The sequence below is a fragment of the Pseudomonas lalucatii genome (assembly GCF_018398425.1).
In the GTDB taxonomy this organism is placed as follows: domain Bacteria; phylum Pseudomonadota; class Gammaproteobacteria; order Pseudomonadales; family Pseudomonadaceae; genus Aquipseudomonas; species Aquipseudomonas lalucatii.
Window position 1 is genome coordinate 369,232 of the sequence record NZ_JADPMV010000001.1, and the last position, 26,155, is coordinate 395,386.

Here is a 26,155-nt window from a genome sequence, read left to right on the forward strand (position 1 = left end):
CGAAGTCGCGCCGCGAGGCAACAAAGATGTGTCCGGCAATGATAGTTGCCGGCGCTGTCATCACCGACAAGCATGGTGAATATCACTCCCGGCGGCTGGTATTGCCCACAAAGCGCAGATAAAGTCCATGGCCATAAGGGGTCAACCGGTGAGGTTTGCGATGTCCCGCATCATCCGTTTCCATCAGTTCGGCGAGGCCGACGTCCTCAAGGTCGAAGAGCGTACGCGTCCCGTGCCGGCCGCCGGCGAAGTCTTGGTCCGCGCCCAGGCGCTCGGTGTCAGCTGGTACGACGTGCTCTGGCGGCAGAACCTGGCCAATACCCCGGCGACCCTGCCCGCCGGCCTCGGCCATGAGCTGGCCGGGGAAGTCCTGGCCGTGGGCGAGGGTGTCGACGACCTGGCGGTGGGCGACAAGGTCGCCAGCTTCCCGGGCCACAGTGCCAACCGTTATCCCTGCTGCGCCGAAGAGGTGCTGCTGCCGCGCAGCTCGCTGACGCGCTATCCCGATCTGCTGACCCCGCAGCAGGCCAGCGTGCACTACCTGCCTTCGCTGGTGGGCTGGTTCGGCTTCGTCGAACTGGCACGGCTCAAGCCCGGCGAAACCGTGCTGGTCACGGCGGCCAGCCGCTGCTGGGGTCCCTATATAGTGCAGCTGGGCAAGGCCCTGGGAGCCAGGGTCATCGCCGCGACCGCGGACAGCGAGGACCAGGACTTCCTGCGCGAACTGGGCGCCGACCACGTCATTCCTACCGAGGAGCAGGACCTGGTCAGCCGGGTCAACAAGCTGACCGACGGCCGGGGCGCCGATATCGTCATGGATGCCCTCGGCGGGCCGCAGATGTGCCTGCTCGGCGATGCCCTGGCGCCGCGGGGACGCCTGGTGCTGTATGGCCTGCAGGGCGGCAACGAGACCCCGTTTCCGGCCTGTGCGGCGTTCCAGAAGAACATCCAGTTCTTCGTCCATTGCCTCGGCAACTTCACCGGCAAGGAAGAACTGGGTATTCCGCAGGACAAGGAGGCCGTGGACAAGGCCCTGCAGGGCATCAACCAGCTGACCCGCGACGGGCTGCTGCGGCCGCTGATCAAGCAAGTATTCCCGTTCGACAAGGTGGTCGAAGCCCATCGGCTGATGGAGACCTGTCCGAGTCGAGGGCGGGTGGTGTTGCAGGTCTGATCCGCCCTCTGCCCGCTCGAGCGGGCAGGCCTGCATCGCTCCGCCCAGTCTATTGCAGCCTCTCGATACCATCCGTGGCGCCTGAGGACCGCCTGCAGCTGCGTCGGCTCAGGCGTCGGACATCGTCCGCTGGTCGCGGCGGTCGGCCACGCTCGCCGCCGCGCTGGATCGCATGGGGCCACGGGTGCATAGTGACAGGAGCTTTCTTGCCGAGGGTGTGAACATGCCGCAGGAAGCCCCCATCCCCGTCCCCATTCCCGACCGAATAGCCGCCGGCCAGATCCTGGCAACACGGTTGTCGACCTATGCCCGCCGCCCCGACGCCATCGTCCTGGCCTTGCCCCGGGGTGGAGTTCCGGTGGCCTACCAGATAGCCGAGGCGCTGGGCCTGCACCTGGACCTGCTGCTGGTGCGCAAGCTGGGAGTTCCGGGGCATTCGGAGCTGGCCATGGGGGCCATTGCCAGTGGTGGGGTGCGGGTGATGAATCGCGACGTGCTGGCGTATGCCGGAGTCGACCAGGCCCGCATCGAGGCCGTCGCGGCACGGGAGGGCGCAGAGTTGCAACGCCGTGCCCAGGTCTATCGCGGCAGGCGGCCGTTACCGCCGCTGCGTGATCGGCAGGTCATACTGGTCGATGACGGCGTGGCGACCGGTGCCACCATGCAGGCGGCCGTTCAGGCGGTGCGCCAGCAGGGGCCGGCGCGCATCGTCATCGCGGTGCCGGTCGCCGCGCCGGAGAGTGCCGCCCAGCTACGCACTCAGGTCGACGAACTGATATGCCCCTGCGAGCCGCCACTGCTGATGGCCATCGGGCACTGGTACGTGGATTTCGGCCAGACGTCGGACGACGAGGTCATCGAGTTGCTGCAGCGCGCCTGGCAACGTGAAGACGCAGCCGAGCCCTGAGGCTGCGCTTGGGCTGGCGTCATGGCCATGGCCGCTAACAGGGGGTATCCGCCCAGACCAGGGCGAAGCCGTTCTCGGAGGTTGGCCGCACCCCGCAACCGAAACGACCGCACTCGCGGCTGAGCGTGTCCTGCAGCCATTGCCGATCCGCGCCCTCGGCTCGCTGGATGCTCAGGCGACGCTGGCAGGTAGGCTGCAGTTCCAGCGCCACAAGCCGCCCCGCGCCGTCCAATTCGGCGAAATACAACAGGCCCAGGTCACCGCGATAGGCCCTATAGCCGTCGATGCCCTCGTAGTCGTCCAGCAGGTCGCCACAGCCGTAGAGAATCAGATGCTGCCGGTAGACCTCGATCGCCTTGATATGGTGCGCAGAATGACCGTGCAGCAGGTCCACGCCGGCTCGATCGATCAGGCCATGGGCGAAGTCGACCTGTTCGCGGGGGATGGCGAAGCCCCAGTTGCCGCCCCAATGGATCGACAGCACCACCCGGTCGCCCGGTCGTTTGGCCGCGCGGATGAGCCGCGCGATACGCTCCAGACTCCGCGGCGAGAGGTCGTCCAGCCGGGCAACCCCGGGCCGCAGCCGGTCGGCGGCCCAGTGCGCCGGGACACCGCTGTCCTCGGTGGCGAAGGCGAAAAACAAGAGCCGGCCACCGGGCAGACTCAGGACGGCCGGCGCCGTGGCGCCGGCCTCGTCGATTCCGGCCCCGGCATGCTGCAGGCCATGGGCATCAAGGCCACTCAGGGTATCGAGCAGGCCCGCTTCGCCCCAGTCCAGCAGGTGATTGTTGGCCAAGGCGCAGCAGTCGATGCCTGCGACCTCCAGCAGCGGCAGGTTGGCCGGGTTCATGCGGTAGTTGATGCCCTTGGGCTGCGGCCGGCCGCGGCGAGTTACCGCGGTTTCCAGGTTGACCAGGCGCAGGTCCGGACGGCGACGCCTGAACTCATCCAGGGCCGCGCCCCAGGCATAGGCGAAGTCCACCGGCCGGGGAATGGGACCGTTGCGCCGCTCGGCCAGCTGCACATAGTCGCCGGCATGCTTGACGCAGGCCTCATGGAGTCGGGGGTCGCCCGGATAGGGCAAGATCTGGTCGATGCCCCGCGCGCACATCAGGTCGCCGCCGAGAAACAGGGTGGTGAACGGCTTGCCGTGCGTCATGGCAACCTCCCGAGATCACAGGCGTCCCTGCATCCACGGATCGAGTTCCCTTGTTTCAGACTGCAATGATCGGCGGTTGCATTCAAGGGGCTGGCTTTGCCGATGCTCTGTGCAAGCTGCGGGGCAGTTCCGGGCGATGCGATGAACGCACAACGGCGCGATAGCTGGCCGACCTCGTCGGCGTACAGTGCAGTCGGCCCTGCCGGGCAAATGCCCCCAGCCCCGCGGCGCGCCGATTGGTTTGCGATTGCGCCATAGGCACTGCTACCCGACCCGATCCAGGGCGCAGAACCCAAGAGGACGGTATCTGGTTGCCGTCCCGGCAACTCCGGACGTTCGGTCGTTGACAGCCGTCTCGAGAGTGCTAACTTGAAGGCGTGGGAAAAATTCCCACATACTTGCACTGACTGGCTGAGAAGGATCGTGCGGAAACCGCAGTTGCGTCACTGATGCTGCAGATAGATGGCCGCGCCGGTTGGTTGGCCGCCCCAGAGGACGGCTTGGTATTCACTGCTCATTGCGTTCGATAGGGAGATGACGACGCAACTCCAAGCGGAGGTGCATCATGCTGCTCAAGAAATGTTTGTTGGCTCTGGCAATTGGTGGAGTTCTGTCGGCATCGACGGTCCTGGTGCCCGATTACGTCAGTAGTTTCTCCAGCGTGTATGCCAAAGATGGCGGCAGCGGGGGAGGCGGTAGCGGGAGCGGCAGTGGCAGTGGCAGTGGCAGTGGCGGCGACGGTGGTGGTGGCCGCGGTGGTGGTGGCCACGGCGGCGGTGGCAACAGCGGCTCCGGAGGCGGTGGCCACGGCGGTGATGGTGGTGACGGCAGAGGCGACGGTGGCCACGGCCGAGGGGGCCACGGCGGTGACGGTCATAGCGGCCGGGGAGGCGGTGACGCCGACCACGGCGGTATGGCTGGGAACAGCGGCCCTGGCAATGCCCGTGACAACGACGCGGGGAAAGATGCCGCCGATGCGGCCCGTGACGCCGCCAGAAGTGAGGCGAATGCGGCCCGAGAGTCTGCCAGAGACGCAGCCGATGCGGCCCGAGAATCTGCCAGAGATGCCGCAGATGCGGCCCGAGATGCCGCCAGGGCTTCGGCCGATGCCGCCCGAGACGCGGCCAAGGCGGCCGGCGATCCGAACGCAGATGCGGCCCGGGATGCCGCCAAGGCTGCTGCCGATGCGGCCCGAGACGCGGCCAGAGCAGCTGCCGACGCAGCTCGGGACGCCGCCAAGGATGAGGCAGATGCGGCTCGAGACGCTGCCCGAGCGGCTGCGAATGTAGCGCGCGACGCCGCCAGGGATGCGGCGAGGGCCGCCCGCCCGGATGACGACGATGCACCGGATGCACCCGATGCCCCGGACGCGCCTGATGAGCCGGATGACGATGTGGTCGAGGTAGAGTTCGAGCCCAACGACGGCCCCGACGCTCCGGATGTCGACGTGGTCGAGGTACAGCACTAGAGAACGTCCCGAGCGCCTGCAGGATGGATCCGCGCTGAGTCGCAAATCCCCAAGCATCAAGGGGTTTGCGACTCCTTCTGCGCCGCGGTTATCAAGCTCCGGGAAACCGAAAGGGTGCGCCGAGCGCCTCGGCATATCGTCCAGGCCTGCGCGGTCCGGACAGGGGAAATACGGCGGTCCAAGGCGATGAGTGACAAAGGCTGAGCGCGATCGGCACGGAGGTCAGGATTGTCGAGCGCCTCGGACGAAAAGCTGGGCTGATTGAGCAGGGGGCGTTTTAATCTAGCAACAGTGTTTGAAGGAATGTCTTGATGCGATTGCCCACTCTGCCTCCCTCTCTACTGCCGGCGCTGACGCATGTCATGCGCCCATTGGTGAGGCTGATGCTCAAGAAGGGGGTCTCGTACACCTGCTTTGCCAACCTGCTCAAGGAGATATTCGTCGATGTCGCCGAGCACGAGTTTCGTCTCGACGACAAGCCGTCGACCGACAGCCGGATCAGCCTGCTGACGGGGGTGCACCGCAAGGATGTCAGGCGCCTGCGGGCCAAGGTGAGCGAGCGGGCGGCCATCCTGCCCGAGGATATTTCGTTCGGGGCCCACTTGATCAGCGTCTGGCTGAACCACGCGCCGTTCTGCGCGGCGCCCGGCCGGCCACTGCCCCTGGCACGTCTGGCCAGCATGGGTGGCGAGTGCTCGTTCGATAGCCTGGTGGCTCGGGTCAGCAAGGATATCCGTGCCCGCGTCGTGTTGGATGAGTGGCTTCGGCTGGGGATTGTGCGAATGGATGAACAGGATCAGGTCCATCTGGAGGCGATGGCGTTCATTCCGCAACGGGGATTTGACGAGAAGGCCGCCTACTTCCAGCACAACCTCCACGATCATGCCTGCGCCGCCGTGCACAACCTGACCGAGGACGGCGCACCGTTCTTCGAGCGCAGCGTCCACTACGACAGCCTGTCGCCGGCCGGTGTCGAGCAACTGCGTGAGGCCGTGAAGGTAGAAGGCATGCTGGTGTTGAACGGTTTCAACCTGCTGGCAGCCGAACTGGAGGAACAGGACGTGCCCCCAGCCGATGCCAGGCAGCGCATCACCGTCGGTCTCTATTTCTACACTGAACCCAATCCACCAGCGGTGACCAAACCCACCACGGCCAGTTCGCCATGAACACTGCCACGCGCTTGCTGTTCGCCCTCATATTTATTTGCGGCCCATTGCTGCTGGCTTCTCCCGCCCTGAGCGCCGCACCGGCTTGCCTCGAGCCCGGCGGCATGGGCGGCACGGGCGCCGTGGCGACGGGCGGTATCGGCGGTACCGGCGCGCCAGCCGATAACGGGGGCGTTGGCGGTACCGGCGCGCCGGCCAACAACGGCGGAATGGGGGGGACCGGAGCACCTGCCGGCGAAGGTGGCAGCGGCGGTACAGGCATCGTCGGAACCATCACCGGCTTCGCCTCGATCTGCGTGAACGGCGTGGAAGTGCACTTCGATGACAAGGCTGCGATCAGTGAGAACGGCCTACCCGTCGGCAGCGAGCACCTGGCTATTGGTCAGGTGGTGGCGGTGGAGGCGCGCAGATCGCCACGCGGGCTCGAGGCGCGGAATATTGCGATCCTCCATGCCTATGAAGGTCCGATCACCGATGTAGCCACGGGCAGTGCGGCAATGCGGGTAATGGGGCAGCCCGTGCGCATCGCCGCAGGGGCCCACGTGGCCGAAGGTCTGCGAATCGGCGAGCCGGTACGGGTCAGTGGCTTGCGCGATGCCCGGGGCGAAGTGGTCGCCAGCCGCATCGATCGCGCACCGGAGCTGGCGCAGGTCAGTGCCATCGGCGCAATCGATCGAGCCGGCAACCTGCAAGGACTGACCCTCGGCAAGCCGCTGGCACCCCGCGATGAGGTCCTGGTGCGCGGCACCTGGAATGGCAGCCAGCTGGAGGTTGTCCAGGCGAACAGCGATCCAGGTATTCCCTTTGCCGGACGGGTGCGTAATGCGCTTGTAGAAGGCTTGGTGCGCGGGCGGCAGGCAGATCGCATCGAGTTCGGCGGGTTCACGGCCTATGTGGACAGCGGTACTGCCTATCTCGGCGGGCAAGCCGCCGACCTTGCAGTCGACCGGCGCATCCGGGTCTCCGGCGTGTTTGGCGAGGGGCGGAATATCCGGGCCGAACGCATCGAGTTCGCCCGGGAGCGCCCCGCAACCTCCAGCCAGGAAGGTGCCGGCCATCGGGGCTCGTCTGCGGAGGACGGCGAGCAGCACGAGGATGGCGGCTCCGGTCGGAACAGCGTCGACTCTCGCGAGCGCAGCAGCGATGGCGATACGCGGGTCAGGCTCGAACGCAGGGAGGAGTCCGCTGCCGGCGATCTGGAGCGTCGCGAGCGGATCGAGATACGCGATTCCGGCGACCGCCTGGAAACCCGGGAGCGGATCGAGATTTTCGAGAACGGCGTTCGGGTCGAGCGGATCGAACGTATCGAACGGATCGAGCGCTCGGACCGGGTCGACAAACCGGAGCGGGTGGAGCGCATCGAACGCATCGAGCGGGTGGACAAACCTGAACGCGTCGATCGACCTGAGGTGGAGCGGGTCGAGAGGCTGGACCGCTCCGGGCCCCATTAGAGGCCAATCCCTCTCAGCGGGAGACAGGCATTTGTGCAAGCGGCGAGTAGATGGACGACTAAGCTAAGCAGGGCCGGCAACAGTCGCGATGTGAACTTCGGTGTCTGGATTGCAACGAGGTCGATATGCTAGCTGCTCGTCTGATCGTACCCTGCCTTTGGCTGTCCCTGGTCGGCCCGGCCCTGGCCGATGAGTTCACGCTTTCTACCGGGGCCGATTACTCGCGGGGGAACTACGGGACTCCGACAACCAGCGAAACCTGGTATGTCCCGGTGGTCGTTAAATATGCAACCGGCCCCTTGCTCTACAGGTTGACCATCCCGTACCTGCGCATCACCAATCCCTCGGTGGGGCCGGATGGCGAACCGTTGCCTGGGGGCTGTGGCCGCGTCGAGAAGGGCCTGGGCGACACGGTGGCGAGTGCGAGCATTGCGCTGCTGGACGGCAGCCGAGGCGATGGACTGATTCTGGACCTGACCGGCAAGGTCAAACTGCCCACAGCCGATGAAGACGACTGCCTGGGAACCGGCAAGACCGACTTCTCCGCCCAAATCGACATCACGCAGCGACTCGGCGCTGTCAGCGGCTTCGCCACTGTGGGCTGGAAGAAGTTCGGCGACCCCTCGGGCAGCAACCTTCGGGACCCGTTCTTCGTGTCGCTCGGCTTCGTGACCGGATTGGCGCCCGCGACCTCCGCGGGCGCGGCTTACGACTGGCGACAGGAGGTGAGCGCCGATGGCCATGAGGTTCAGGAACTTACCCTGTTCCTGACCCAGAGGCTCAGCCGCTCCTGGAAGATCCAGCTGTATGCCCGCAAAGGCTTTTCCGACGCCAGCCCCGATGCCGGCGGCGGGCTGCTGCTCAGCCATTCGTTTTGAGTTGCTGTCCTGATCGGACATACGTACGAACGAAAGCTGCGGGTCAGCCATGGCAGCCCCGGTGTGACGTCATTCCAAATAGAGGCTTCGCATAATGTATATTATGTTAAATCATCTATTGCTCTAGCTAACGCCGTCGAAGCAACCTACCCACCCGAGCGTCTTCTCTCGCCATGCCTGATAGCGGCGCGGAATTGAAACTCCAGGTCATCTATACATGCATGTATAATACTCAGGCCGCGCGCCTATCGAGAGCCGAGTCCCTGCTGCGTGATTCAGGGATGGTCCCGTAACTGCGCGGAACATCCCTCAATGCTGCCATTGCGGTGAAGCGCAGACGCGACATCGCCCCGAGGAACTTAGCCAGAATGATTCGTACGCAAATCCATCGAGCCAGCGCCTATGTCCCAATGCCCTGGAAGAATGGCCTGGGCAGTACGCTCGAGGTCGCGCGGGACACCGGCGAGGGGCTGGATGGATTTGGCTGGCGCCTGTCGATTGCCGACATAGATGAGTCCAACGGTTTTTCTGCCTTCGCCGGCTACCAGAGGGTGATCAGCGTGCTGGAGGGTGGCGGCATGGTGCTGGAAGTCGATGGCACTGATACTCCCCCGCTGCTCGCGCTCGAGCCCTTCGCCTTCTCAGGGGACAGTCGCGTGCACTGCCGCCTGCTCAAGGGGGCGATCCGCGACTTCAATCTGATCTATTCGCCCGATCTGTTCGGCGCGCGCCTGCAGTGGCTGCGCGCCGACGAGGCTCAGCGAATCCTCACCAGCGCCACCACCCTGTTGCTGTTCGCCGCGCAAAGCGGCGTAGAAGTGCACCTGGACAACGCCGCCTGCGGTGTCCTGGGACAGTACGACTGCCTGCATGTCGAGCGTTCGGCCGAACTCGCCGAGTTGCAGATTCACGGCGGCCCATCGGCTTTCTGCTGCCTTATCGAACTCGAGCGTCGCTGACGAGCCCGAACCCTACCACCTCTCGCCCGACAGCAGCGCCACGGCCTGTATGGCCGTGGCGCTCGTAGGCGATGGCGTTGTGCTGTGTGCCTGGGCCTAGCGGACGTAGTGCGCCCTGCCCCACTGCAGCAGGCCCTGCAGCAACTGGCGCAGCACCGGGCGGACGGATTCGGCCGCTTTCGGACGGTAAGCGTAGGGGGGCGCTTCATCCATGTAGGTGCATTGCGCCAGTTCCAGCTGGATGGCGTGGATGTTGTCGGCAGGCCCGCCGTAGTGGCGGGTGATATAGCCGCCCTTGAAGCGTCCGTTGAGCACCTGGCTGTAGCCGCTCGCACCGGCGCAGACCTGCTGCAGTTGCATCGCCAGGGCCGGCGCGCAGCTGGCGCCGTCATTGCTGCCCAGGTTGAAGTCCGCCAGGCGACCGTCGAACAGGCGTGGCACCCGCGAGGCGATCGAATGGGCATCGAACAGCATCGCGTAACCGAACTCGTCGCGCAGGCGCTCCAGTTCGGCCGCCAGGACGCGGTGGTACGGCGTCCAAATCTGCTCCAGCGTGCGGGCCCGCTCGGCGCTCGACGGCTCGAGCCCTGCGCGGAACAAGGGCGTGCCGTCGAACAGGGTCGCGGGAAAGAGCCCCGTGGTCGCGCTGGCGTAGAGGGGCTTATCGTCGGCCGGGCGGTTGAGGTCGACCACATAGCGCGAGTAGCGGGCCGCCAGGGTACTGGCCCCCAACTCGGCGGCGAAATCATAGAGCCTGGGGATATGCCAGTCGGTATCCGGCAGGCTGCGGGCCCGCTCGACCAGGCCCGCCTCGACCGCCGGCGTGAGCAGGACGCCGGCGTGGGGCATGCTGATCAGCAGCGGCAGCCTCCCCCGGCTGAACTCGAAGGCATCGCTGTTATTGCTCATCGCTCAGTTCCTCGCCATGTCGGATCACCCGCTTGTCCAGGTCGCCCCCCAGCCAATAGGCCAGCTCGGCCGGCCGGTGGATATCCCAGGCCACGAAGTCGGCGTGCTTGCCCACTTCCAGGCTGCCATGGCTGCCGGCCAGGCCCAGCGCCTCGGCCGCGTGCAGGGTGACGCCGGCCAGGGCCTCTTCCGGGGTCATGCGGAACAGGGTGCAGGCCATGTTCATCATCAGCCGCAGCGACAGCGCCGGCGAGGTCCCGGGGTTGAGGTCGCTGGCGATCGCCATGGCCACCCCGTGCCGACGCAGCAGCTCGATCGGCGGCAATTGTGTCTCGCGCAGGAAGTAGAAGGCGCCGGGCAGCAGCACCGCCACGCTGCCGGCAGCGGCCATGGCTCGGGCATCGGCCTCATCCATGAACTCCAGATGATCGGCCGACAGGGCGCCGTAGCGCGCCGCCAGGCTGGAGCCGTGCAGCGGCGACAGTTGCTCGGCATGCAGCTTGACCGGCAGACCCAGCTCGCGCGCGCGCTGGAATACGCGCTCGACCTGCGCCGGCGAGAACGCCAGGTGCTCGCAGAAGGCATCGACCGCGTCGACCAGGCCTTCTCCGGCCAGGGCCGGGAGTATCTCGGCGCAGACATGGTCGATGTAGTCGTCGGCGCGGCCGGCAAATTCCGGGGGCAGCGCGTGGGCCGCCAGGCAGGTGGCCTTGACCGTGATGGGCAGGCGTTCGCCGAGACGGCGGATCACCCGCAACATCTTGCGCTCGCTGCCCAGGTCGAGGCCGTAGCCGGACTTGATCTCCACCGTGGTCACGCCCTCGCGCAGCAGCCCCCGCAGGCGCTGGGTGGCCGTGGCCAGCAGCTGTTCCTCGTCCGCACCCCGGGTGGCGCGCACGGTGCTGGCGATGCCGCCACCGGCGGCGGCGATCTCGGCATAGCTGACGCCCTGCAGGCGCTGCTCGAACTCGGCGCTGCGATCGCCACCAAACACCAGGTGGGTATGACAATCGATCAGTCCCGGGGTCAGCCACCTGCCGCCCAGGTCGATGCGTTCGGCATAGTCGCCTGCCGGCAACTGCGCCTGGGGGCCGATCCATTCGATGAGGGTGCCACGCGTCACCAGCGCCGCATCCTCGATGATCGAGTAACGGCCGCCGGCCATGGTGGCGGCGTGGCAGTTGAACCACAGGCGCAGCATAGGGATGGGCTCCTCGTGTGCTATGGGGGCGGCCTCGACCACTGCGGCGAGGCCGGTAGCGATGGGGTCGAGTCTAGAGCAGTGCCGGACCGACCCGTCGACGGCAATCCAGAAACCGACGCAGGGTGCACGGCTAGGCCGGCACCCTGCGCTGTCTTTCATCTCACTGGCTGGGCAGCAACTGCGCCGGGACCAGCGCGCTCAGGCAGCGCGACGCCAGCAACTCGCTGGCCGCCTCGATGTCCGGGGCGAAGAAGCGGTCCTGCTGGTAGTGCGCCACCCGCTCGCGCAGCGTCGTGCGAGCCTGTTCGAGCTTGGCCGAGGTCTTCAGCCCCTCGCGCAGGTCCAGGCCCTGGCAGGCGCCCAGCCATTCCACCGCGAGGATGCCGCGCACGTTGTCGGCCATCTCCCACAGGCGCTTGCCGGCGGCCGGGGCCATGGACACATGGTCTTCCTGGTTGGCCGAGGTCGGCAGGCTGTCGACGCTGTGCGGATGGGACAGCGCCTTGTTCTCGCTGGCCAGCGCCGCGGCGGTGACCTGGGCGATCATGAAGCCGGAATTGACCCCGCCATTGGCCACCAGGAACGGCGGCAGCTGCGACATGTGCTTGTCCATCATCAGCGAGATGCGCCGCTCGGACAGCGAGCCGATCTCGGCGATGGCCAGGGCCAGGTTGTCGGCGGCCATGGCCACCGGCTCGGCGTGGAAGTTGCCGCCGGAGATGATGTCCCCTTCCGCCGCGAACACCAGCGGGTTGTCCGATACCGCGTTGGCCTCCACCGCCAGCACCTCGGCGGCCTGGCGGATCTGGGTCAGGCAGGCGCCCATGACCTGGGGCTGGCAACGCAGCGAATAGGGGTCCTGGACCTTGTCGCAGTGCTCGTGGGACAGGGAGATCTCGCTGCTCGGCGTCAGCAGGTCGCGGTAGGCCGCGGCTGCGTCGATCTGCCCGCGCTGGCCGCGAGCGGCATGGATGCGCGCATCGAACGGCGAGCGCGAGCCGAGCATGGCTTCCACGCTGAGGCCGCCGCAGACCAGCGCGGCGCTGAACAGGTCCTCGGCGGCGAACAGGCCGCGCAGGGCGTAGGCGGTGGAGGCCTGGGTGCCGTTGAGCAGCGCCAGACCCTCCTTGGCGGCCAGGGTCAGGGGTTCCAGGCCGGCCACGGCCAGCGCCTCGACCGCCGGCAGCCACTGGCCCTGGTGGCGCGCCTTGCCCTCGCCGAGCAGCACCAGCGACATGTGCGCCAGCGGCGCCAGGTCGCCGGAGGCACCGACCGAGCCCTTGAGCGGGATGTGCGGGTAGACCTCGGCGTTGATCAGGGCGATCAGTGCGTCGATCACCTTGCGGCGGATGCCGGAGAAGCCGCGGGCCAGGCTGTTGACCTTGAGCACCATGATCAGCCGCACCAGGGCGTCGTCCAACGGCTGGCCGACGCCGGCGGCGTGGCTCAGCACCAGCGAACGCTGCAGGTTTTCCAGGTCCTCGCTGGCGATGCGGGTCGAGGCCAGCAGGCCGAAACCGGTGTTGATGCCGTAGACGGTGCGTTTCTCGGCGAGCACCTGCTCGACGCAGGCGACGCTGGCCTCGATGGCCTCACTGGCACTCGCGTCCAGGGACAGGTGCACCGGCGCCTGGTGGATCTGGCGCAGTTGGGCCAGGGTCAGCTGGCCGGGGACGATATTCAGGGTGCTCATGTTCAGGCTCCTTTGCCCGAGGTGATCATCGGCAGGTCGAGGCCCTGTTCGCGGGCGCAGTCGATGGCGATCTGGTAGCCGGCGTCGGCGTGACGCATCACCCCGGTGGCCGGATCATTGTGCAGCACCCGGGCGATGCGCGCGGCGGCCTCGTCCGTGCCGTCGCAGACGATGACCACCCCGGAGTGCTGGGAGAAACCCATGCCCACGCCGCCACCGTGGTGCAGCGAGACCCAGGTGGCGCCGCTGGCGGTATTGAGCAGGGCGTTGAGCAGCGGCCAGTCGGAGACGGCGTCGGAGCCGTCCTGCATGGCCTCGGTCTCGCGGTTGGGGCTGGCCACCGAGCCGGAATCCAGGTGGTCGCGGCCGATCACCACCGGCGCACTCAGCTCGCCGCTGCGGACCATCTCGTTGAAGGCCAGGCCGAGCTTGGCGCGCAGGCCCAGGCCGACCCAGCAGATACGCGCCGGCAAACCCTGGAAGGCGATGCGCTCGCGGGCCATGTCCAGCCAGTGGTGCAGGTGTTCATCGTCGGCGATCAGCTCCTTGACCTTGGCGTCGGTCTTGTAGATGTCCTCGGGGTCGCCGGACAGCGCGGCCCAGCGGAACGGGCCGACCCCGCGGCAGAACAGCGGACGGATATAGGCCGGGACGAAGCCGGGGAAGTCGAAGGCGTGCTCGACACCCTCCTCCAGCGCCATCTGGCGGATGTTGTTGCCGTAGTCGAAGGTCGGCACGCCCTGCTTCTGGAAGTCCAGCATGGCCTGCACGTGCACGGCCATGGACTGCTTGGCGGCCTTGACCACAGCGGCCGGCTCGCTCTGGGCGCGGTCGCGGTACTGCTCCCAGGTCCAGCCGATCGGCAGGTAGCCGTTGAGCGGGTCGTGGGCGCTGGTCTGGTCGGTGACCAGGTCCGGGCGCACCCCGCGCTTGACCAGCTCCGGGAGGATCTCGGCGGCATTGCCCAGCAGGGCGATGGAGATGGCCTTGCCTTCGCCGGTGTACTTGGCGATGCGCGCCAGGGCGTCGTCCAGGTCGCTGGCCTGCTCGTCGACATAGCGGCTGCGCAGGCGGAAGTCGATGCGGCTCTGCTGGCACTCGATGTTCAGCGAGCAGGCGCCGGCCAGGGTGGCGGCCAGCGGCTGGGCGCCGCCCATGCCGCCGAGGCCGGCGGTCAGCACCCAGCGGCCCTTGAGGTTGCCGCCGTAGTGCTGGCGACCGGCCTCGACGAAGGTCTCGTAGGTGCCCTGGACGATGCCCTGGCTGCCGATGTAGATCCAGGAGCCGGCGGTCATCTGGCCGTACATGGCCAGGCCCTTGGCATCCAGCTCGTTGAAGTGCTCCCAGGTGGCCCAGTGCGGCACCAGGTTGGAGTTGGCGATCAGCACCCGCGGCGCGTTGCTGTGGGTCTTGAACACGCCGACCGGCTTGCCCGACTGCACCAACAGGGTCTCGTCGTCGTTCAGCTGCTTGAGCGACTCGACGATGGCGTCGAAGCATTCCCAGTTGCGCGCGGCGCGGCCGATGCCGCCATAGACCACCAGCTCCTTGGGGTTCTCCGCCACTTCGGGGTCGAGGTTGTTCATCAGCATGCGCAGCGGCGCCTCGGTCAGCCAGCTCTTGGCGTTCAACTGGGTGCCGCGCGGGGCGCGGATTTCGACATCACGGAAACGGGTCGAGTTGCTCACAGGGAATCCTCCAGAAAGTAGTGCCGCCTGCCCGACGCTGCTTGCGAGTCTTGACGAGGCATGCGCATATCTAATCATGTATATACAACTTGAATCAAGGCTTTTCCGACCCGGGCGGGGTCGCAACGCATCACTGGTCTACCACGCCGCGCCGCCTGCCTCGGGCCCGGCAACGACCTCCCCCTGTGGCTCAGGCCATCTGCCGCAGCACGCGGGCGAAGGCCTGCTGGGTCTGTTCCTGAGCGGCATGCCGGCCCTCGCGAATCACCCAGCGCCCCGCCACCAGCACGTCCCGCACTTGCCGGTCGCCGCCGGCGAACAGCCAGCGGTTGAGAATGGCGTCCCCCTGCGCCGTGGCGATGTACGGGTCATCGCCGTCGAGCACCAGCAGGTCCGCACGCTTGCCGACCGCCAGCCCCCCGACCGGCTGCCCGAGCGCCTGGGCGCCGCCGGCAGCGGCGGCGTCGAACAGGCTGCGGCCGATCGTCGGCTGGTCGCGGCGGTAGATGCGGTTGCGCTTCTGGTCGCGCAGGCGTTGCCCGTACTCCAGCCAGCGCAACTCTTCGGCCACGCTCACCGAGACATGGCTGTCCGAGCCGATGCCCAGCCGCCCGCCCTGGGCGAGGTAGTCCACCGCCGGGAAGATGCCGTCGCCCAGGTTGGCTTCGGTCGTCAGGCACAGGCCCGCGACCGCCTCGCTGCGAGCCATGCAGCGGACTTCCTCGGGATTGGCATGGGTGGCATGCACCAGGCACCAGCGCCGATCCACCGCCACATGCTCGTACAGCCACTGCAGCGGCCGGCGCCCACTCCAGGTCAGGCAGTCGCTGACCTCCTTCTGCTGCTCGGCGATGTGGATGTGTATCGGACAGTCGCTCCGCTCGGCCGCCAGGACCGCGGCGATCTGCTGCGGGGTGACCGCCCGCAGCGAATGGAAACACAGCCCCAGGTGCTGGCCCGGCCGCCCGGCCAGTTCGGGGCGCAGGCGTTCGACCAGCTTCAGGTAGCTGTCAGTGCCGTGGACGAAGCGCCGCTGTCCCGCGCTGGGTGCCTGCCCGCCAAAACCGGCATGGGAATAGAGCACCGGCAGCAGCGTCAGGCCGATGCCGGCGTCCTGCGCCGCGCTGGCGATGCGCAGGGCCAGCTCCGCCGGGTCGGCGTAGGCCTGGCCGCGGCTGTCATGGTGCACATAGTGGAACTCGGCGACGCTGGTGTAGCCGCTCTTGAGCATCTCGATATACAGCTGGCGGGCGACGACCTCGAACTGCTCGGGATCCAGCCGCTCGACCAGGCGGTACATCAGGTCACGCCAGGTCCAGAAGCTGTCGTCAGGATGGGCCGCCACCTCCGCCAGACCCGCCATCGCCCGCTGGAAGGCATGGGAATGCAGGTTCGGCATGCCTGGCAGGACCGGTCCGGCGAGCCGCTGCGCCCCCTCTTCCGAGCCGTTGGCCGTGATTTTTTCCAGGTAACCGGCGGCATCGACCTCGAAACGCACGTTCTGCGCCCAGCCTTCGGCAAGCAGTGCGCGAGCGGCGAAAAATGCAGGCATAATGATTGTCCTAAGTACTGGCCTTTATTTGTATATACATATACATGCCTTTGCCGCCAGTGTAAACGACGGCCCAGGACCAGCAAGGAGCGTTACATGGCGAACACCGAACCCAAGCCCGCCACTCTGGCGTCTCAGCTCAGCGATGCGCCGGCGCCGCTGTATGCCCAGGTCAAGCAGCTGATCGTCCAGCAGATCAAGAATGGCACCTGGCCGCCGCACCACCGGGTGCCATCGGAAAGCGAGCTGGTCGAGGAGCTGGGATTCAGCCGCATGACCATCAACCGCGCCCTGCGCGAGCTGACCAACGACGGCCTGCTGACCCGCATGCAGGGCGTGGGCACCTTCGTCGCCGAACCCAAAGGCCACTCGGCATTGTTCGCCGTGAACAACATCGCCGACGAGATCGCAGCCCGGGGCAATCGCTACCACAGTCAACTGATTCATCTGGGCCGCGAGCCGGCCAGTCAGGAGACCGCCCAGGCCCTGGAGCTGCGCGAGGGCCAGGAGGTCTTTCACTCGGTCATCGTGCACTATGAGAACGATCTGCCGGTGCAGCTCGAGGACCGCCACGTCAATGCGCTGCTGGCGCCCGACTACCTCCAGCAGGATTTCACCCGCCTCACGCCCTATGCCTACCTGTCGAAAGTCGCCCCGCTGACCGAAGGCGAACACGTGGTCGAGGCGATACTCGCCGAGCCGGAGGAGTGCCGCCTGCTGCAGGTCGAGGGGAGCGAGCCCTGTCTGCTGATACGCCGCCGGACCTGGTCGGGCCAGCGCGCGGTGTCTTCGGCACGCCTGCTCCATCCCGGTTCCCGGCATCGCCTGGAAGGACGCTTCAAGTCGTAGAGCGGCGCGTACCCGGAGAATGATGGGCGCCTGCCGCTAGTTCGGCTGCCCCTGTGGGCTAAGGGTGTTGCGGATAGTGGCCGACTTCGATGAGGTTGCCGTCCGGATCGCGGAAATACACCGACTCGATCGCCCCGAGCGCGCCGGTGCGCATGACCGGCCCCTGCTCCACGGCGACGCCCTGCGCGGCCAGGTGGGCGAGCAGCTGCTCGATCGGCCAGCTGCTGATCAGGCACAGGTCGATGGCACCCGGCGTTGGCCGCCGCGCCTTGGGCTCGAACTCCCGACCGAGTCGATGCAGGTTGAGCTTCTGCTGGCCGAATACCAGGGCGCTGCGACCGCTGCCGAACAGCTCGTGGCGCATGCCCAGGACGCGCTCGTAGAACGCCACTGTTGCGTCGATGTCGGCCACGGTCAGGACCAGGTGATCCAGGCGATCGATCATCGGCCCCATCTCAGTCACGGTCCAGCAGGTGAAAGCGTGGCAAGGAGAAATGCCAGCGAATCGCCGCCAGGCGAATACCGAGGACGGTGGCCATGGCGATGCCGGTATCCAGCCAGTGCGGCGTCTCCAGCAGGCGCAGGGCGATGAACACCAGCGCCCCGGCGATGCAGGCGGTGGCGTAGATTTCCTTCTTGAAGATCAGCGGAATCTCGTTGCAGATCACGTCGCGCATCACGCCACCCGCCACCCCCGTCATCACCCCCATGATCACCGCGGTGCTGAGCGGCACGCCGTGCTGCATCGCCACTTCGGTGCCGATCACGGTGAAGACGGCCAGGCCGAAGGCGTCGGCGATCAGCAGGCCGGTTTCGTGGATCGGGCGGGTCAGGCGCACCCAGAGCACGGTGCCGACGGCCGTCAGGGTCGCCACGGCGATATAGGTGTCGTCGCGAATCCAGCTGACCGGGTGGTTGTCCAGGATCAGATCGCGCAGGGTGCCGCCGCCGAGGGCGGTGATCACCGCGATGACCAGCACGCCGAACAGGTCCATGGACTTGCGCCCGGCCATCAGCGCACCGGTGATGGCGAATACCGCCACGCCGAACAGGTCGGCCAGATAGAAGAGTTGCGTCATGCGACCTTCAGACGGTGATTGGGGTGCGCATGGTAACAAACTCCTCGGCGGCGGTCGGGTGCACGCCTACGGTGTCATCGAACACCTGCTTGGTGGCCCCGGCCTTCAGCGCCACGGCCAGGCCCTGGACGATCTCCCCCGCCTCCGGGCCGACCATGTGGCAGCCCAGTACCCGGTCGGTCTCGGCATCGACCACCAGTTTCATCAGGGTACGCTCCTGGCATTCGGTGAGCGTCAGCTTCATCGGCCTGAAGCGGCTCTCGTAGACCTGCACCTCGAAGCCCTCGGCCCGCGCCTGCTCCTCGGAGAGCCCCACGGTGCCGATATTGGGCAGGCTGAAGACGGCGGTCGGGATCGTCTGGTAATCGACCCGGCGATACGCCTCGGGCTTGAACAGCCGCCGCGCCACGGCCATGCCTTCGGCCAGGGCGACCGGGGTCAGCTGCACGCGCCCGATCACGTCGCCGATGGCCAGGATCGACGGGACGCTGGTCTGGAAGTGCTCGTCGACCCGGATGAAGCCCGCGTCGTTCAGCGCCACCGCGGTGTTCTCCAGGCCCAGGTTGTCCAGCATCGGCCGCCGGCCGGTGGCGTAGAACACGCAGTCGGCCGCCAGCGTGCGACCATCCTGCAGGGTGGCCAGCAGGCTGCCATCGGCCTGCTTGTCGATGCGTTCGATGTCGCTATTGAACTGCAGGTCCAGGCCGCGCTTGCCCAGTTCGTCGCGCAGGTGGCGGCGCACGGCGCCGTCGAAACCGCGCAGGAACAGCTCGCGGCGATAGAGCAGCGAGGTCCGGGCCCCCAGGCCATGGAAGATCGAGGCGAATTCCACCGCGATATAGCCGCCGCCGACCACCAGCACGCGCTTGGGCAGCTGCTCGAGGTAGAAGGCCTCGTTGGAACTGATCGCATGCTCGCTGCCGGGGAATTCGGGGATGTGCGGCCAGCCGCCGGTGGCGATGAGGATGTGCTTGGCGCTGTAGCGTTGGCCGTCCAGCTCCACGCTGTGGCCATCGAGCAGGCGCGCATGACCCTCGAGCAGGGTCACCCCGCTGCTCTCCAGCAGGTTGCGGTAGATGCCGTTGAGGCGCTGGATCTCGCGGTTCTTGTTGGCGATCAGGGTCGGCCAGTCGAACCGTGCATCGCCGAGCGACCAGCCGAAGCCAGCGGCCTGCTCGAAGTCTTCGGCGAAGTGCGCGCCATACACCAGCAGCTTCTTCGGCACGCAGCCGACATTGACGCAGGTGCCGCCCAGGTAGCGGCTCTCCGCCACGGCCACGCGGGCGCCGTAGCCTGCGGCGAAGCGCGCGGCGCGGACGCCGCCGGAACCGGCCCCTATCACAAACAGGTCGAAATCGTAGGTCATGCTCAGCCTCCTTAGCAGGCCGCCAGCATAGCGCAATCGCGGTCATAGCCTGAAGGCGGCGCCCGGACCTATGCTTGAAGGGTGTCGAACGGGAGAACCGCCATGCCCCCTACCCTCACCCACCTAGCCCTGCATGTCCCCGATCTGGATGCCTGCGTGGCGTTCTACTCCGAGTTCTGCGGCATGCGGGTGATCCACGAGCGCGCAGGCAAGGGCTCGCGCATCGTCTGGATGGCCGAGCCGGGCAAGGAGCACAGCTTTATCTTCGTGATCATGCCCGGTGGTGTCGATCGCCAGCTGGCCGCGGACGACTACAGCCATTTCGGCTTTGCCCTGGCGAGCCGAGCGCAGGTCGATGCCGTGGCCGCCAGGGCGCAGGCGGCCGGCTGCCTGGTCTGGGCACCGCGCGATGAACCCTATCCGGTCGGCTACTACTGCGGCCTGCGCGACCCGGCGGGAAACTACGTGGAGTTCAGCTACGGCCAACCCCTGGGGCCGGGTTCGGAGGCCATGCCCATCCCCTGAGAACAAGACAGCCACCCGAAGGTGGCTGTTCTGCTCTGTCTCAGGCCGAGGCTCAGTAGGCCTTGCCGGTCTTGTACAGGTGCTCGAAACAGAAGTTGGTGGCGTCGATGTAGCCTTCCGCGCCGCCACAGTCGAAACGCTGGCCCTTGAACTTGTAGGCCAGCACGCAGCCGTCCTGGGCCTGCTTCATCAGCGCGTCGGTGATCTGGATCTCGCCGCCCTTGCCCGGCGGGGTGTCCTCGATGATCTTGAAGATGTCCGGGGTGAGGATGTAGCGGCCGATGATGGCCAGGTTGGACGGCGCATCCTCCGGCTTGGGCTTCTCCACCATGTTGTGCACCCGGTAGATGTCATCGCGGATCATCTCGCCGGCGATCACCCCGTACTTGTGGGTTTCCTCCGCGGGTACCTCCTGGATGGCGACGATCGAGCAGCGGAACTGGTTGTACAGCTTGACCATCTGGGACAGAACGCCGTCGCCCTCCAGATTCAGGCACAGGTCATCGGCCAGCACCACGGCGAAAGGCTCGTCGCCGATCAGCGGGCGGCCGCTGAGGATCGCATGGCCGAGGCCCTTCATCTCCACCTGGCGGGTGTAGGAGAAGCTGCACTCATCGATCAGGCGGCGGATGCCGACCAGGTATTTCTCCTTGTCGGTATCGCGAATCTGATGCTCCAGCTCGTAGCTGATATCGAAATGGTCCTCCAGCGAGCGCTTGCCACGACCGGTGACCATGGCGATCTCGGTCAGGCCGGCGGCCAGCGCCTCTTCGACGCCATACTGGATCAGCGGCTTGTTCACCACCGGCAGCATTTCCTTGGGCATGGCCTTGGTTGCGGGTAGAAAGCGCGTGCCGTAACCGGCGGCTGGGAACAAGCATTTCTTAATCATGGGACTCCTTAACAGGGAACAGAATGCCGACGCAGTCTATCAGGCTGCGCTGACCAAACAACGCCCGAGCGCCGGCCTGCCGATGCCGCGGTAGAGAAAACCCAGCTCGGCGAGCTGGCCGGCGTCGTAGACATTGCGCCCGTCGAATAGCACTGGCATGCGCATCATGCCGCGGATCCGGGCGAAGTCCGGCTGGCGAAACTGTTTCCATTCCGTCACCAGCACCAGGGCGTCGGCCCCCTCGACGACGCCGTAGGGCGACTCGCTAAGCCGCAGCTGGCCACTCTCCTGGGCCTGGGCATAACGCGCAGCGACGCCACCGGTAGCCACCGGATCGCAGGCCTGGACGCGGACTCCGGCCGCCAGCAGCGCGTCCAGCAGCACCAGGCTGGGCGCCTCGCGCAGATCATCGGTGCCCGGCTTGAAGGCCAGGCCCCAGAGGGCGACCACTCGGCCCTGCAGGTGGCCCGAGAAATGCTCGCGCAGCGCCTGGAACAGCAGGGTCTTCTGCAGGGCGTTGCGCGCCTCGACTGCGCGCAGGATGCCCGGCTCTATGCCCTCCTGCTCCGCCGCGCGGATCAGCGCGCGCACGTCCTTGGGGAAGCACGAGCCGCCATAGCCGCAGCCGGCGTAGATGAAGTGGGTGCCGATGCGCTTGTCGCTGCCGATGCCCCGGCGCACCTGCTCGATATCCACGTCCAGGCGCGCACAGAGCCCGGCCATCTCGTTGATGAAGGAGATTTTCGTGGCGAGAAAGGCGTTGGCCGCGTACTTGCTGAACTCCGCCGCCCGCACCCCCATGCACAGCAGGCGTTCATGGTTACGCAGGAACGGGGCGTAGAGCCGGCGCAGCGCTTCGGTACCGGCAGGGTCATCGCAGCCGATGATCACCCGGTCCGGGCGCATGAAATCGTCGACGGCCGATCCTTCCTTGAGGAACTCCGGATTGCTGGCCACCACCACGCGAAAGCCCTTGCCGCGCTTGCCCAGGCCGAGATTGATGCGCTGCGCCACTCTCTCGGCGGTACCCACCGGAACCGTGGACTTGTCGACTACCAGGCAAGGTTGCTGCAGATGCTCGCCCAGCTCCGTGGCCACTGCCATGACGTGGGACAGATCGGCCGAGCCGTCCTCGCCGCTCGGCGTACCCACGGCAATGAAGACGACCTCGGCCTGGGCAATGCCCTCCGCCATCTGCTGGCTGAAGCTCAGTTGGCCACTGGCCAGGTGCGCCCTGAGCATCGGCTCCAGGGCGGGTTCGTAGATGGTCGCCTCCCCCTGCTTCAAGCGGGCGACCCGCGAAGGGTCGCGCTCTATGCACACCACCCGGTTGCCCATCTCGGCGAAGCATGCCGCAGACACCAAGCCCACATAGCCCGCCCCGATTACACTGATTCTCATGGTCGCTCCTCCGGAAGAGTTGCACCGATTGCAACCAATGCATGTGGCAGGCATATGGCATGGTCATGACAGTGCCGTGAACGGACTGACGACGCCACGAGAGCCTCGTCACGCCAGCTAACGGCGAGAGGGAAAGCAGACGCTATAGTCACAGCCCGCTGGCAAGGACCGACAATTGCTGGCGGCCATTAGCCATTACCCTGGTCCGCCGTCTGGAGAGGCCTCATGGATACATCCTTACCATGCAGGCGCTGCGCCTCCTCTTCGACGCGGCCGATGCCCAGTTCGACGAGGAAGTGGTTCTCGCCTTCATCCCCTTGGTCGGGACGTTTGCGCCCGGAGAGTGCGTCGAACGGAACGGCGGCGAAGTGGCCATCATCACGCGCCTGCTGCGCGTGCTCGACAGCAGCAAGAAGCCCTGTAAGCCCACCGCTAAAGAATCCCTGTGACGAAACCGGCAACGCCTACCGTGTCGCACAAGTGCGCCCGACCGGCGCCTTCGGCATCGATATCGAGGCCTATCGCCGCCAGGGACTGATTATTCCTGGCCGCCTCCAGGCGCAGCTGGCTTGGTAGCGCTAGTTGCTTTCCTTGAAACGAAAAAACGGCCATTAGGCCGTTTTCTGTGGACTTCAGGCGAGTCAGAGAACGCCTGATCTTTAATGGTGCCCCGAGCCGGAATCGAACCGGCAAGACCTTGCGGTCGGCAGATTTTAAGTCTGCTGTGTTTACCAATTTCACCATCGGGGCGCTGTGGTGATGCGTCACCTGGCTGCTCAGACTGGCTTCTGTTGCAGCTTGCAGTGCCAGCGATCTCTAGCGAGGTCGGGACTATATACAGCACTCGGTTGCCCCGCAAGCGGCCATTTCTTGTTGATAAATCTCATAACTCGTTAATTTTAAGAGCTTTCCTGGGCCTGGCTCAGAGCGCCTCCGAAGGTGGGCGCTCAGTTTGAGGGCAGTCCACATCTAGTTGCGCGAAGTACCTTCGCCGCCCAAAGGTGCCACTCGGACACTGGGGCGCATTGACTGGAACGGTTCCACAGCCACTCGACAAGGCTGCATAAGCGGCCCTGACTCACGCAGAGTGCGCCGTAAGAAGTAACACCAGGCAAACAAAAAAGCCCCAAGCACTATCAACTGCTTGGGGCTTTCTAATTGGAGGCTGAGGTCGGAATCGAACCGGCGTTCACGGATTTGCAATCCGGTGCATAACCACTCTGCTACTCAGCCTTGAAACCAAACGGGCCGTTGCATAACGGCCCGTTGAAACTGGAGCGGGAAACGAGACTCGAACTCGCGACCCCGACCTTGGCAAGGTCGTGCTCTACCAACTGAGCTATTCCCGCTTGTCTTGGTGACGGGCGCCATTCTATAGCTTCAGAACCTCCCGTCAACCCCTTGATTCAAAAAAGTTTATTTCTTTTCCACGGCGGTGCTCAGGTGCGGCCAGGCGGCCAGCAGATACTGCAGCATCGACCACAGGGTCAGTACCGCGGCGACGATCAGCAGCGCATAGCCGAGCAGGACCCAGAGGCTGAACAACGGCGGATTGGCCAGCAGGATGATCAGCGCAACCATCTGCGCGGCGGTTTTCCACTTGGCCAGGCTGGACACCGCCACATGGGCGCGGGCCCCCAGCTCGGCCATCCACTCGCGCAAGGCCGAGACCACGATTTCCCGGCCGATGATGATCGCCGCCGGCAGCGTCAGCCAAAGGTTGGCATGCTCGGCCACGAGCAGCACCAGGGCCACGGCCACCATCAGCTTGTCGGCTACCGGGTCGAGGAAGGCGCCGAAGGGCGTGCTCTGCTCCCAGCGCCGTGCCAGATAGCCATCCAGCCAGTCGGTGGCCGCGGCGCAGGCGAACACACCGCTGGCGGCCCAATAGCTCCAGGAGAATGGCAGGTAGAACAGCAGAATGAAGATCGGGATCAGCAGGACGCGGAGCACGGTAAGCAGGTTGGGGATATTCATCGGCACAACTGGGCTGCGAGGTGAGCCGGCATTCTACTCGCTGTGCAAGGCGGCATAAATCGACTCGGCGAGCTTTTTGCTGATACCGGGTGCCTTGGCGATCTCCTCGGCGCTGGCGCGAGTCAGTTCCTGCAAGCCGCCGAAATGATTGAGCAGCTCCCGGCGGCGCTTCGGCCCGACCCCCGCGACCTCCTCCAGGCTAGAGGTGCGCCGGGCCTTGCCGCGCCGCGCGCGGTGGCCGGTGATGGCAAAACGGTGCGACTCGTCGCGAATCTGCTGGATCAGGTGCAGGGCCGGCGAGTGGCCTGGCAAGGTGAACTCGTGGGCGGCGTCGTTGAGGTAGAGGGTTTCCAGCCCAGGCTTGCGGGTGGTGCCCTTGGCCACGCCCAGCAACAGCAGGTCTGGCACCGCCAGTTCCGCGAGCACTTCGCGCGCCATGGCCAGCTGGCCCTTGCCGCCATCGACCAGGAGGATGTCGGGCAGCTTGCCATCGCCGTCCTTGATCTTGCTGAAGCGGCGGGTCAGGGCCTGGTGCATGGCCGCGTAGTCGTCGCCGGCGGTGACACCCTCGATGTTGTAGCGCCGGTAGTCGGACTTCAGCGGGCCTTCCGGTCCGAACACCACGCAGGACGCCACGGTCGCCTCGCCGCTGGAGTGGCTGATGTCGAAGCACTCCAGGCGCTGCGGGATCTCCTCCATATTCAGGGCTTCGGCCAGGGCCTCGAAGCGCGCGGCCACATGCTGGCGGTTGGCCAGGCGCGCGCCCAGGGCCTGTTCGGCATTGGTCACGGCCAGCTGTTGCCAGCGCGCTCGAGTGCCACGCACGCGATGGCTGATGCTCAGCTCGCGGCCGCGCGCCTCGGCGACGGCGGCGATCAGCGTGGGGAAGTCCTCGTGCTGCGCGTTGACGATCAGCTCGCCGGGCAGGTCGCGCTCCTGGCTGCTAAGGTAGTACTGAGCGAGGAAGGCGAGCAGCACCTCGCTGCCCTCCTCCTCTATCGCCACCTGCGGGAAGAAATTCTTGCTGCCGAGCACCCGGCCGCCGCGCACGCTGATCAGGTGCACGCAGGCGCCCCCGGGGTTGACCATGGAGGCGACTATATCCACATCGCCGCTGCCGCCCTCCATACTCTGCTGGTCCTGCACCCGGCGCAGCAAGGCCACCTGATCGCGCAATTCGGCGGCCCGCTCGAAGTCCAGCGCGGCGGCGGCCTGCTGCATGGCCGCGGACAGCTCTGCGTTCAGGGCGTTGCTGCGGCCTTCGAGAAACATCACCGAATGGCGTACGTCCTCGGCGTATTCCCGCGGGTCGACGAGGCCGACACAGGGCCCCTTGCAACGCTTGATCTGGTACTGCAGGCACGGCCGCGTGCGGTTCTTGAAGTAACTGTCCTCGCACTGGCGCACCAGGAAGGCCTTCTGCAGCAGGCCCAGGCTCTCGCGAATCGCCCCGGCACTGGGGTAGGGGCCGAAATAACGGCCCTTGAGCTTCTTCGCCCCGCGGTGGATGCCCAGGCGCGGAAACTCGCCATCGGAGAGGAACACATAGGGATAGGACTTATCGTCGCGCAGCAGGATGTTGTAGGGCGGCCGCCATTGCTTGATCAGGGTCTGCTCGAGCAGCAGCGCCTCGGTCTCGTTGGCGGTGATGGTGGTCTCGACCTGGACGATGCGGGCGACCAGCGCCGCGGTCTTGGGCGCCAGGCCGCTCTTGCGAAAATAGCTGGCCAGGCGCTTCTTCAGGTTCTTCGCCTTGCCGACGTAGAGCAGCTTGGCGTCGGCGTCGAACATGCGGTAGACGCCCGGTCGGCTGCTGCAGGTGGCGAGGAAGGCGCCGGCGTCGAACGGGGTGTTCATC

Annotated in this window: 23 protein-coding genes and 3 tRNA genes; 9 read left to right on the forward strand and 17 right to left on the reverse strand. The window is 66.3% G+C overall.

Features of this window, described 5'->3' with window-relative positions:
- Positions 1-160: 160 nt before the first annotated feature.
- The gene (locus I0D00_RS01610; RefSeq protein ID WP_213638018.1) at positions 161-1,174 is read left to right on the forward strand and encodes a zinc-dependent alcohol dehydrogenase family protein; all 1,014 of its coding nucleotides are present in this window, start codon (positions 161-163) and stop codon (positions 1,172-1,174) included.
- A 223-nt stretch (positions 1,175-1,397) separates the two neighbouring features.
- Entirely contained in the window at positions 1,398-2,081 is a 684-nt protein-coding gene (locus tag I0D00_RS01615; RefSeq protein ID WP_213638019.1) for a phosphoribosyltransferase, read from the forward strand.
- A gap of 34 nt (positions 2,082-2,115) precedes the next feature.
- Here the strand turns inward: I0D00_RS01615 and I0D00_RS01620 are convergent, their stop codons facing one another.
- Entirely contained in the window at positions 2,116-3,240 is a 1,125-nt protein-coding gene (locus tag I0D00_RS01620; RefSeq protein WP_213638020.1) for a CapA family protein, read from the reverse strand.
- Positions 3,241-3,754: 514 nt separating this feature from the next.
- Positions 3,755-4,705, reverse strand: a complete 951-nt coding sequence (locus I0D00_RS01625; RefSeq protein ID WP_213638021.1) for a hypothetical protein — start codon at positions 4,703-4,705, stop codon at positions 3,755-3,757.
- A 314-nt stretch (positions 4,706-5,019) separates the two neighbouring features.
- Between I0D00_RS01625 and I0D00_RS01630 the strand changes: the two genes are divergently transcribed.
- From I0D00_RS01630 to I0D00_RS01645, 4 genes are all read left to right on the forward strand, one after another.
- On the forward strand, positions 5,020-5,874 hold the full coding sequence (locus I0D00_RS01630; RefSeq protein WP_213638022.1) for a DUF6502 family protein: 855 nt from the start codon (positions 5,020-5,022) through the stop codon (positions 5,872-5,874).
- Positions 5,871-7,325: a DUF5666 domain-containing protein gene (locus tag I0D00_RS01635; RefSeq protein ID WP_246533158.1), complete on the forward strand. Its 1,455-nt coding sequence runs from the start codon at positions 5,871-5,873 to the stop codon at positions 7,323-7,325. Before I0D00_RS01630 ends, I0D00_RS01635 begins: the two co-directional genes overlap by 4 nt.
- 125 nt (positions 7,326-7,450) lie before the next feature.
- Positions 7,451-8,203, forward strand: a complete 753-nt coding sequence (locus I0D00_RS01640) for a hypothetical protein (RefSeq protein WP_213638023.1) — start codon at positions 7,451-7,453, stop codon at positions 8,201-8,203.
- 368 nt (positions 8,204-8,571) lie between these two features.
- Positions 8,572-9,162, forward strand: a complete 591-nt coding sequence (locus tag I0D00_RS01645) for a HutD/Ves family protein (RefSeq protein ID WP_213638024.1) — start codon at positions 8,572-8,574, stop codon at positions 9,160-9,162.
- A gap of 96 nt (positions 9,163-9,258) precedes the next feature.
- Here the strand turns inward: I0D00_RS01645 and hutG are convergent, their stop codons facing one another.
- The 5 genes from hutG to I0D00_RS01670 all read right to left on the reverse strand — a co-directional run bounded on the left by hutG (position 9,259) and on the right by I0D00_RS01670 (position 16,208).
- Entirely contained in the window at positions 9,259-10,071 is an 813-nt protein-coding gene (gene hutG, locus I0D00_RS01650; RefSeq protein WP_213638025.1) for an N-formylglutamate deformylase, read from the reverse strand.
- On the reverse strand, positions 10,061-11,272 hold the full coding sequence (hutI, locus tag I0D00_RS01655; protein WP_213638026.1) for an imidazolonepropionase: 1,212 nt from the start codon (positions 11,270-11,272) through the stop codon (positions 10,061-10,063). Before hutI ends, hutG begins: the two co-directional genes overlap by 11 nt.
- Before the next feature lie 163 nt (positions 11,273-11,435).
- Positions 11,436-12,968, reverse strand: coding sequence for a histidine ammonia-lyase (gene hutH, locus I0D00_RS01660; RefSeq protein WP_213638027.1), 1,533 nt, complete (start codon positions 12,966-12,968; stop codon positions 11,436-11,438).
- Positions 12,969-12,970: 2 nt separating this feature from the next.
- Positions 12,971-14,656, reverse strand: coding sequence for a urocanate hydratase (gene hutU / locus I0D00_RS01665; protein WP_213638028.1), 1,686 nt, complete (start codon positions 14,654-14,656; stop codon positions 12,971-12,973).
- 190 nt (positions 14,657-14,846) lie between these two features.
- Positions 14,847-16,208, reverse strand: coding sequence for a formimidoylglutamate deiminase (locus tag I0D00_RS01670; protein ID WP_213638029.1), 1,362 nt, complete (start codon positions 16,206-16,208; stop codon positions 14,847-14,849).
- 96 nt (positions 16,209-16,304) lie between these two features.
- Between I0D00_RS01670 and hutC the strand changes: the two genes are divergently transcribed.
- Positions 16,305-17,057, forward strand: a complete 753-nt coding sequence (gene hutC / locus I0D00_RS01675; RefSeq protein ID WP_213638030.1) for a histidine utilization repressor — start codon at positions 16,305-16,307, stop codon at positions 17,055-17,057.
- 58 nt (positions 17,058-17,115) lie between these two features.
- Here hutC and I0D00_RS01680 read toward each other — a convergent pair whose 3' ends face one another.
- The 3 genes from I0D00_RS01680 to gorA are packed head-to-tail and all read right to left on the reverse strand — an operon-like array spanning position 17,116 to position 19,502.
- Complete coding sequence (locus I0D00_RS01680; protein WP_213638031.1) at positions 17,116-17,502, reverse strand: VOC family protein; 387 nt, start codon at positions 17,500-17,502, stop codon at positions 17,116-17,118.
- Between the two features lie 10 nt (positions 17,503-17,512).
- Positions 17,513-18,136, reverse strand: a complete 624-nt coding sequence (locus tag I0D00_RS01685; protein WP_213638032.1) for a trimeric intracellular cation channel family protein — start codon at positions 18,134-18,136, stop codon at positions 17,513-17,515.
- A gap of 7 nt (positions 18,137-18,143) precedes the next feature.
- The gene (gene gorA, locus I0D00_RS01690; protein WP_213638033.1) at positions 18,144-19,502 is read right to left on the reverse strand and encodes a glutathione-disulfide reductase; all 1,359 of its coding nucleotides are present in this window, start codon (positions 19,500-19,502) and stop codon (positions 18,144-18,146) included.
- A 102-nt stretch (positions 19,503-19,604) separates the two neighbouring features.
- On the opposite strand from gorA, the gene I0D00_RS01695 reads away from it, so the two are divergent.
- Positions 19,605-20,027: a VOC family protein gene (locus I0D00_RS01695; RefSeq protein ID WP_213638034.1), complete on the forward strand. Its 423-nt coding sequence runs from the start codon at positions 19,605-19,607 to the stop codon at positions 20,025-20,027.
- A gap of 52 nt (positions 20,028-20,079) precedes the next feature.
- On the opposite strand, the gene galU is transcribed toward I0D00_RS01695, so the two are convergent.
- Both galU and I0D00_RS01705 read right to left on the reverse strand, forming a co-directional pair.
- Positions 20,080-20,919 (reverse strand): UTP--glucose-1-phosphate uridylyltransferase GalU, encoded by an 840-nt coding sequence (gene galU, locus I0D00_RS01700; protein WP_213638035.1) that lies wholly within the window; start codon positions 20,917-20,919, stop codon positions 20,080-20,082.
- Positions 20,920-20,958: 39 nt separating this feature from the next.
- Positions 20,959-22,320: a UDP-glucose dehydrogenase family protein gene (locus I0D00_RS01705; RefSeq protein ID WP_213638036.1), complete on the reverse strand. Its 1,362-nt coding sequence runs from the start codon at positions 22,318-22,320 to the stop codon at positions 20,959-20,961.
- Positions 22,321-22,562: 242 nt separating this feature from the next.
- Between I0D00_RS01705 and I0D00_RS01710 the strand changes: the two genes are divergently transcribed.
- Positions 22,563-22,769, forward strand: a complete 207-nt coding sequence (locus I0D00_RS01710) for a hypothetical protein (protein WP_213638037.1) — start codon at positions 22,563-22,565, stop codon at positions 22,767-22,769.
- A 214-nt stretch (positions 22,770-22,983) separates the two neighbouring features.
- On the opposite strand, the gene I0D00_RS01715 is transcribed toward I0D00_RS01710, so the two are convergent.
- The 5 genes from I0D00_RS01715 to uvrC form a co-directional block, all read right to left on the reverse strand.
- Positions 22,984-23,070 (reverse strand) — tRNA-Leu (locus I0D00_RS01715).
- 409 nt (positions 23,071-23,479) lie between these two features.
- Positions 23,480-23,553 (reverse strand) — tRNA-Cys (locus I0D00_RS01720).
- Positions 23,554-23,593: 40 nt separating this feature from the next.
- Positions 23,594-23,669, reverse strand: a tRNA-Gly gene (locus I0D00_RS01725).
- 67 nt (positions 23,670-23,736) lie between these two features.
- Entirely contained in the window at positions 23,737-24,297 is a 561-nt protein-coding gene (gene pgsA / locus I0D00_RS01730) for a CDP-diacylglycerol--glycerol-3-phosphate 3-phosphatidyltransferase (protein ID WP_213638038.1), read from the reverse strand.
- Between the two features lie 33 nt (positions 24,298-24,330).
- Positions 24,331-26,154 (reverse strand): excinuclease ABC subunit UvrC, encoded by a 1,824-nt coding sequence (gene uvrC / locus I0D00_RS01735; protein WP_213640196.1) that lies wholly within the window; start codon positions 26,152-26,154, stop codon positions 24,331-24,333.
- Position 26,155 lies beyond the last annotated feature (1 nt).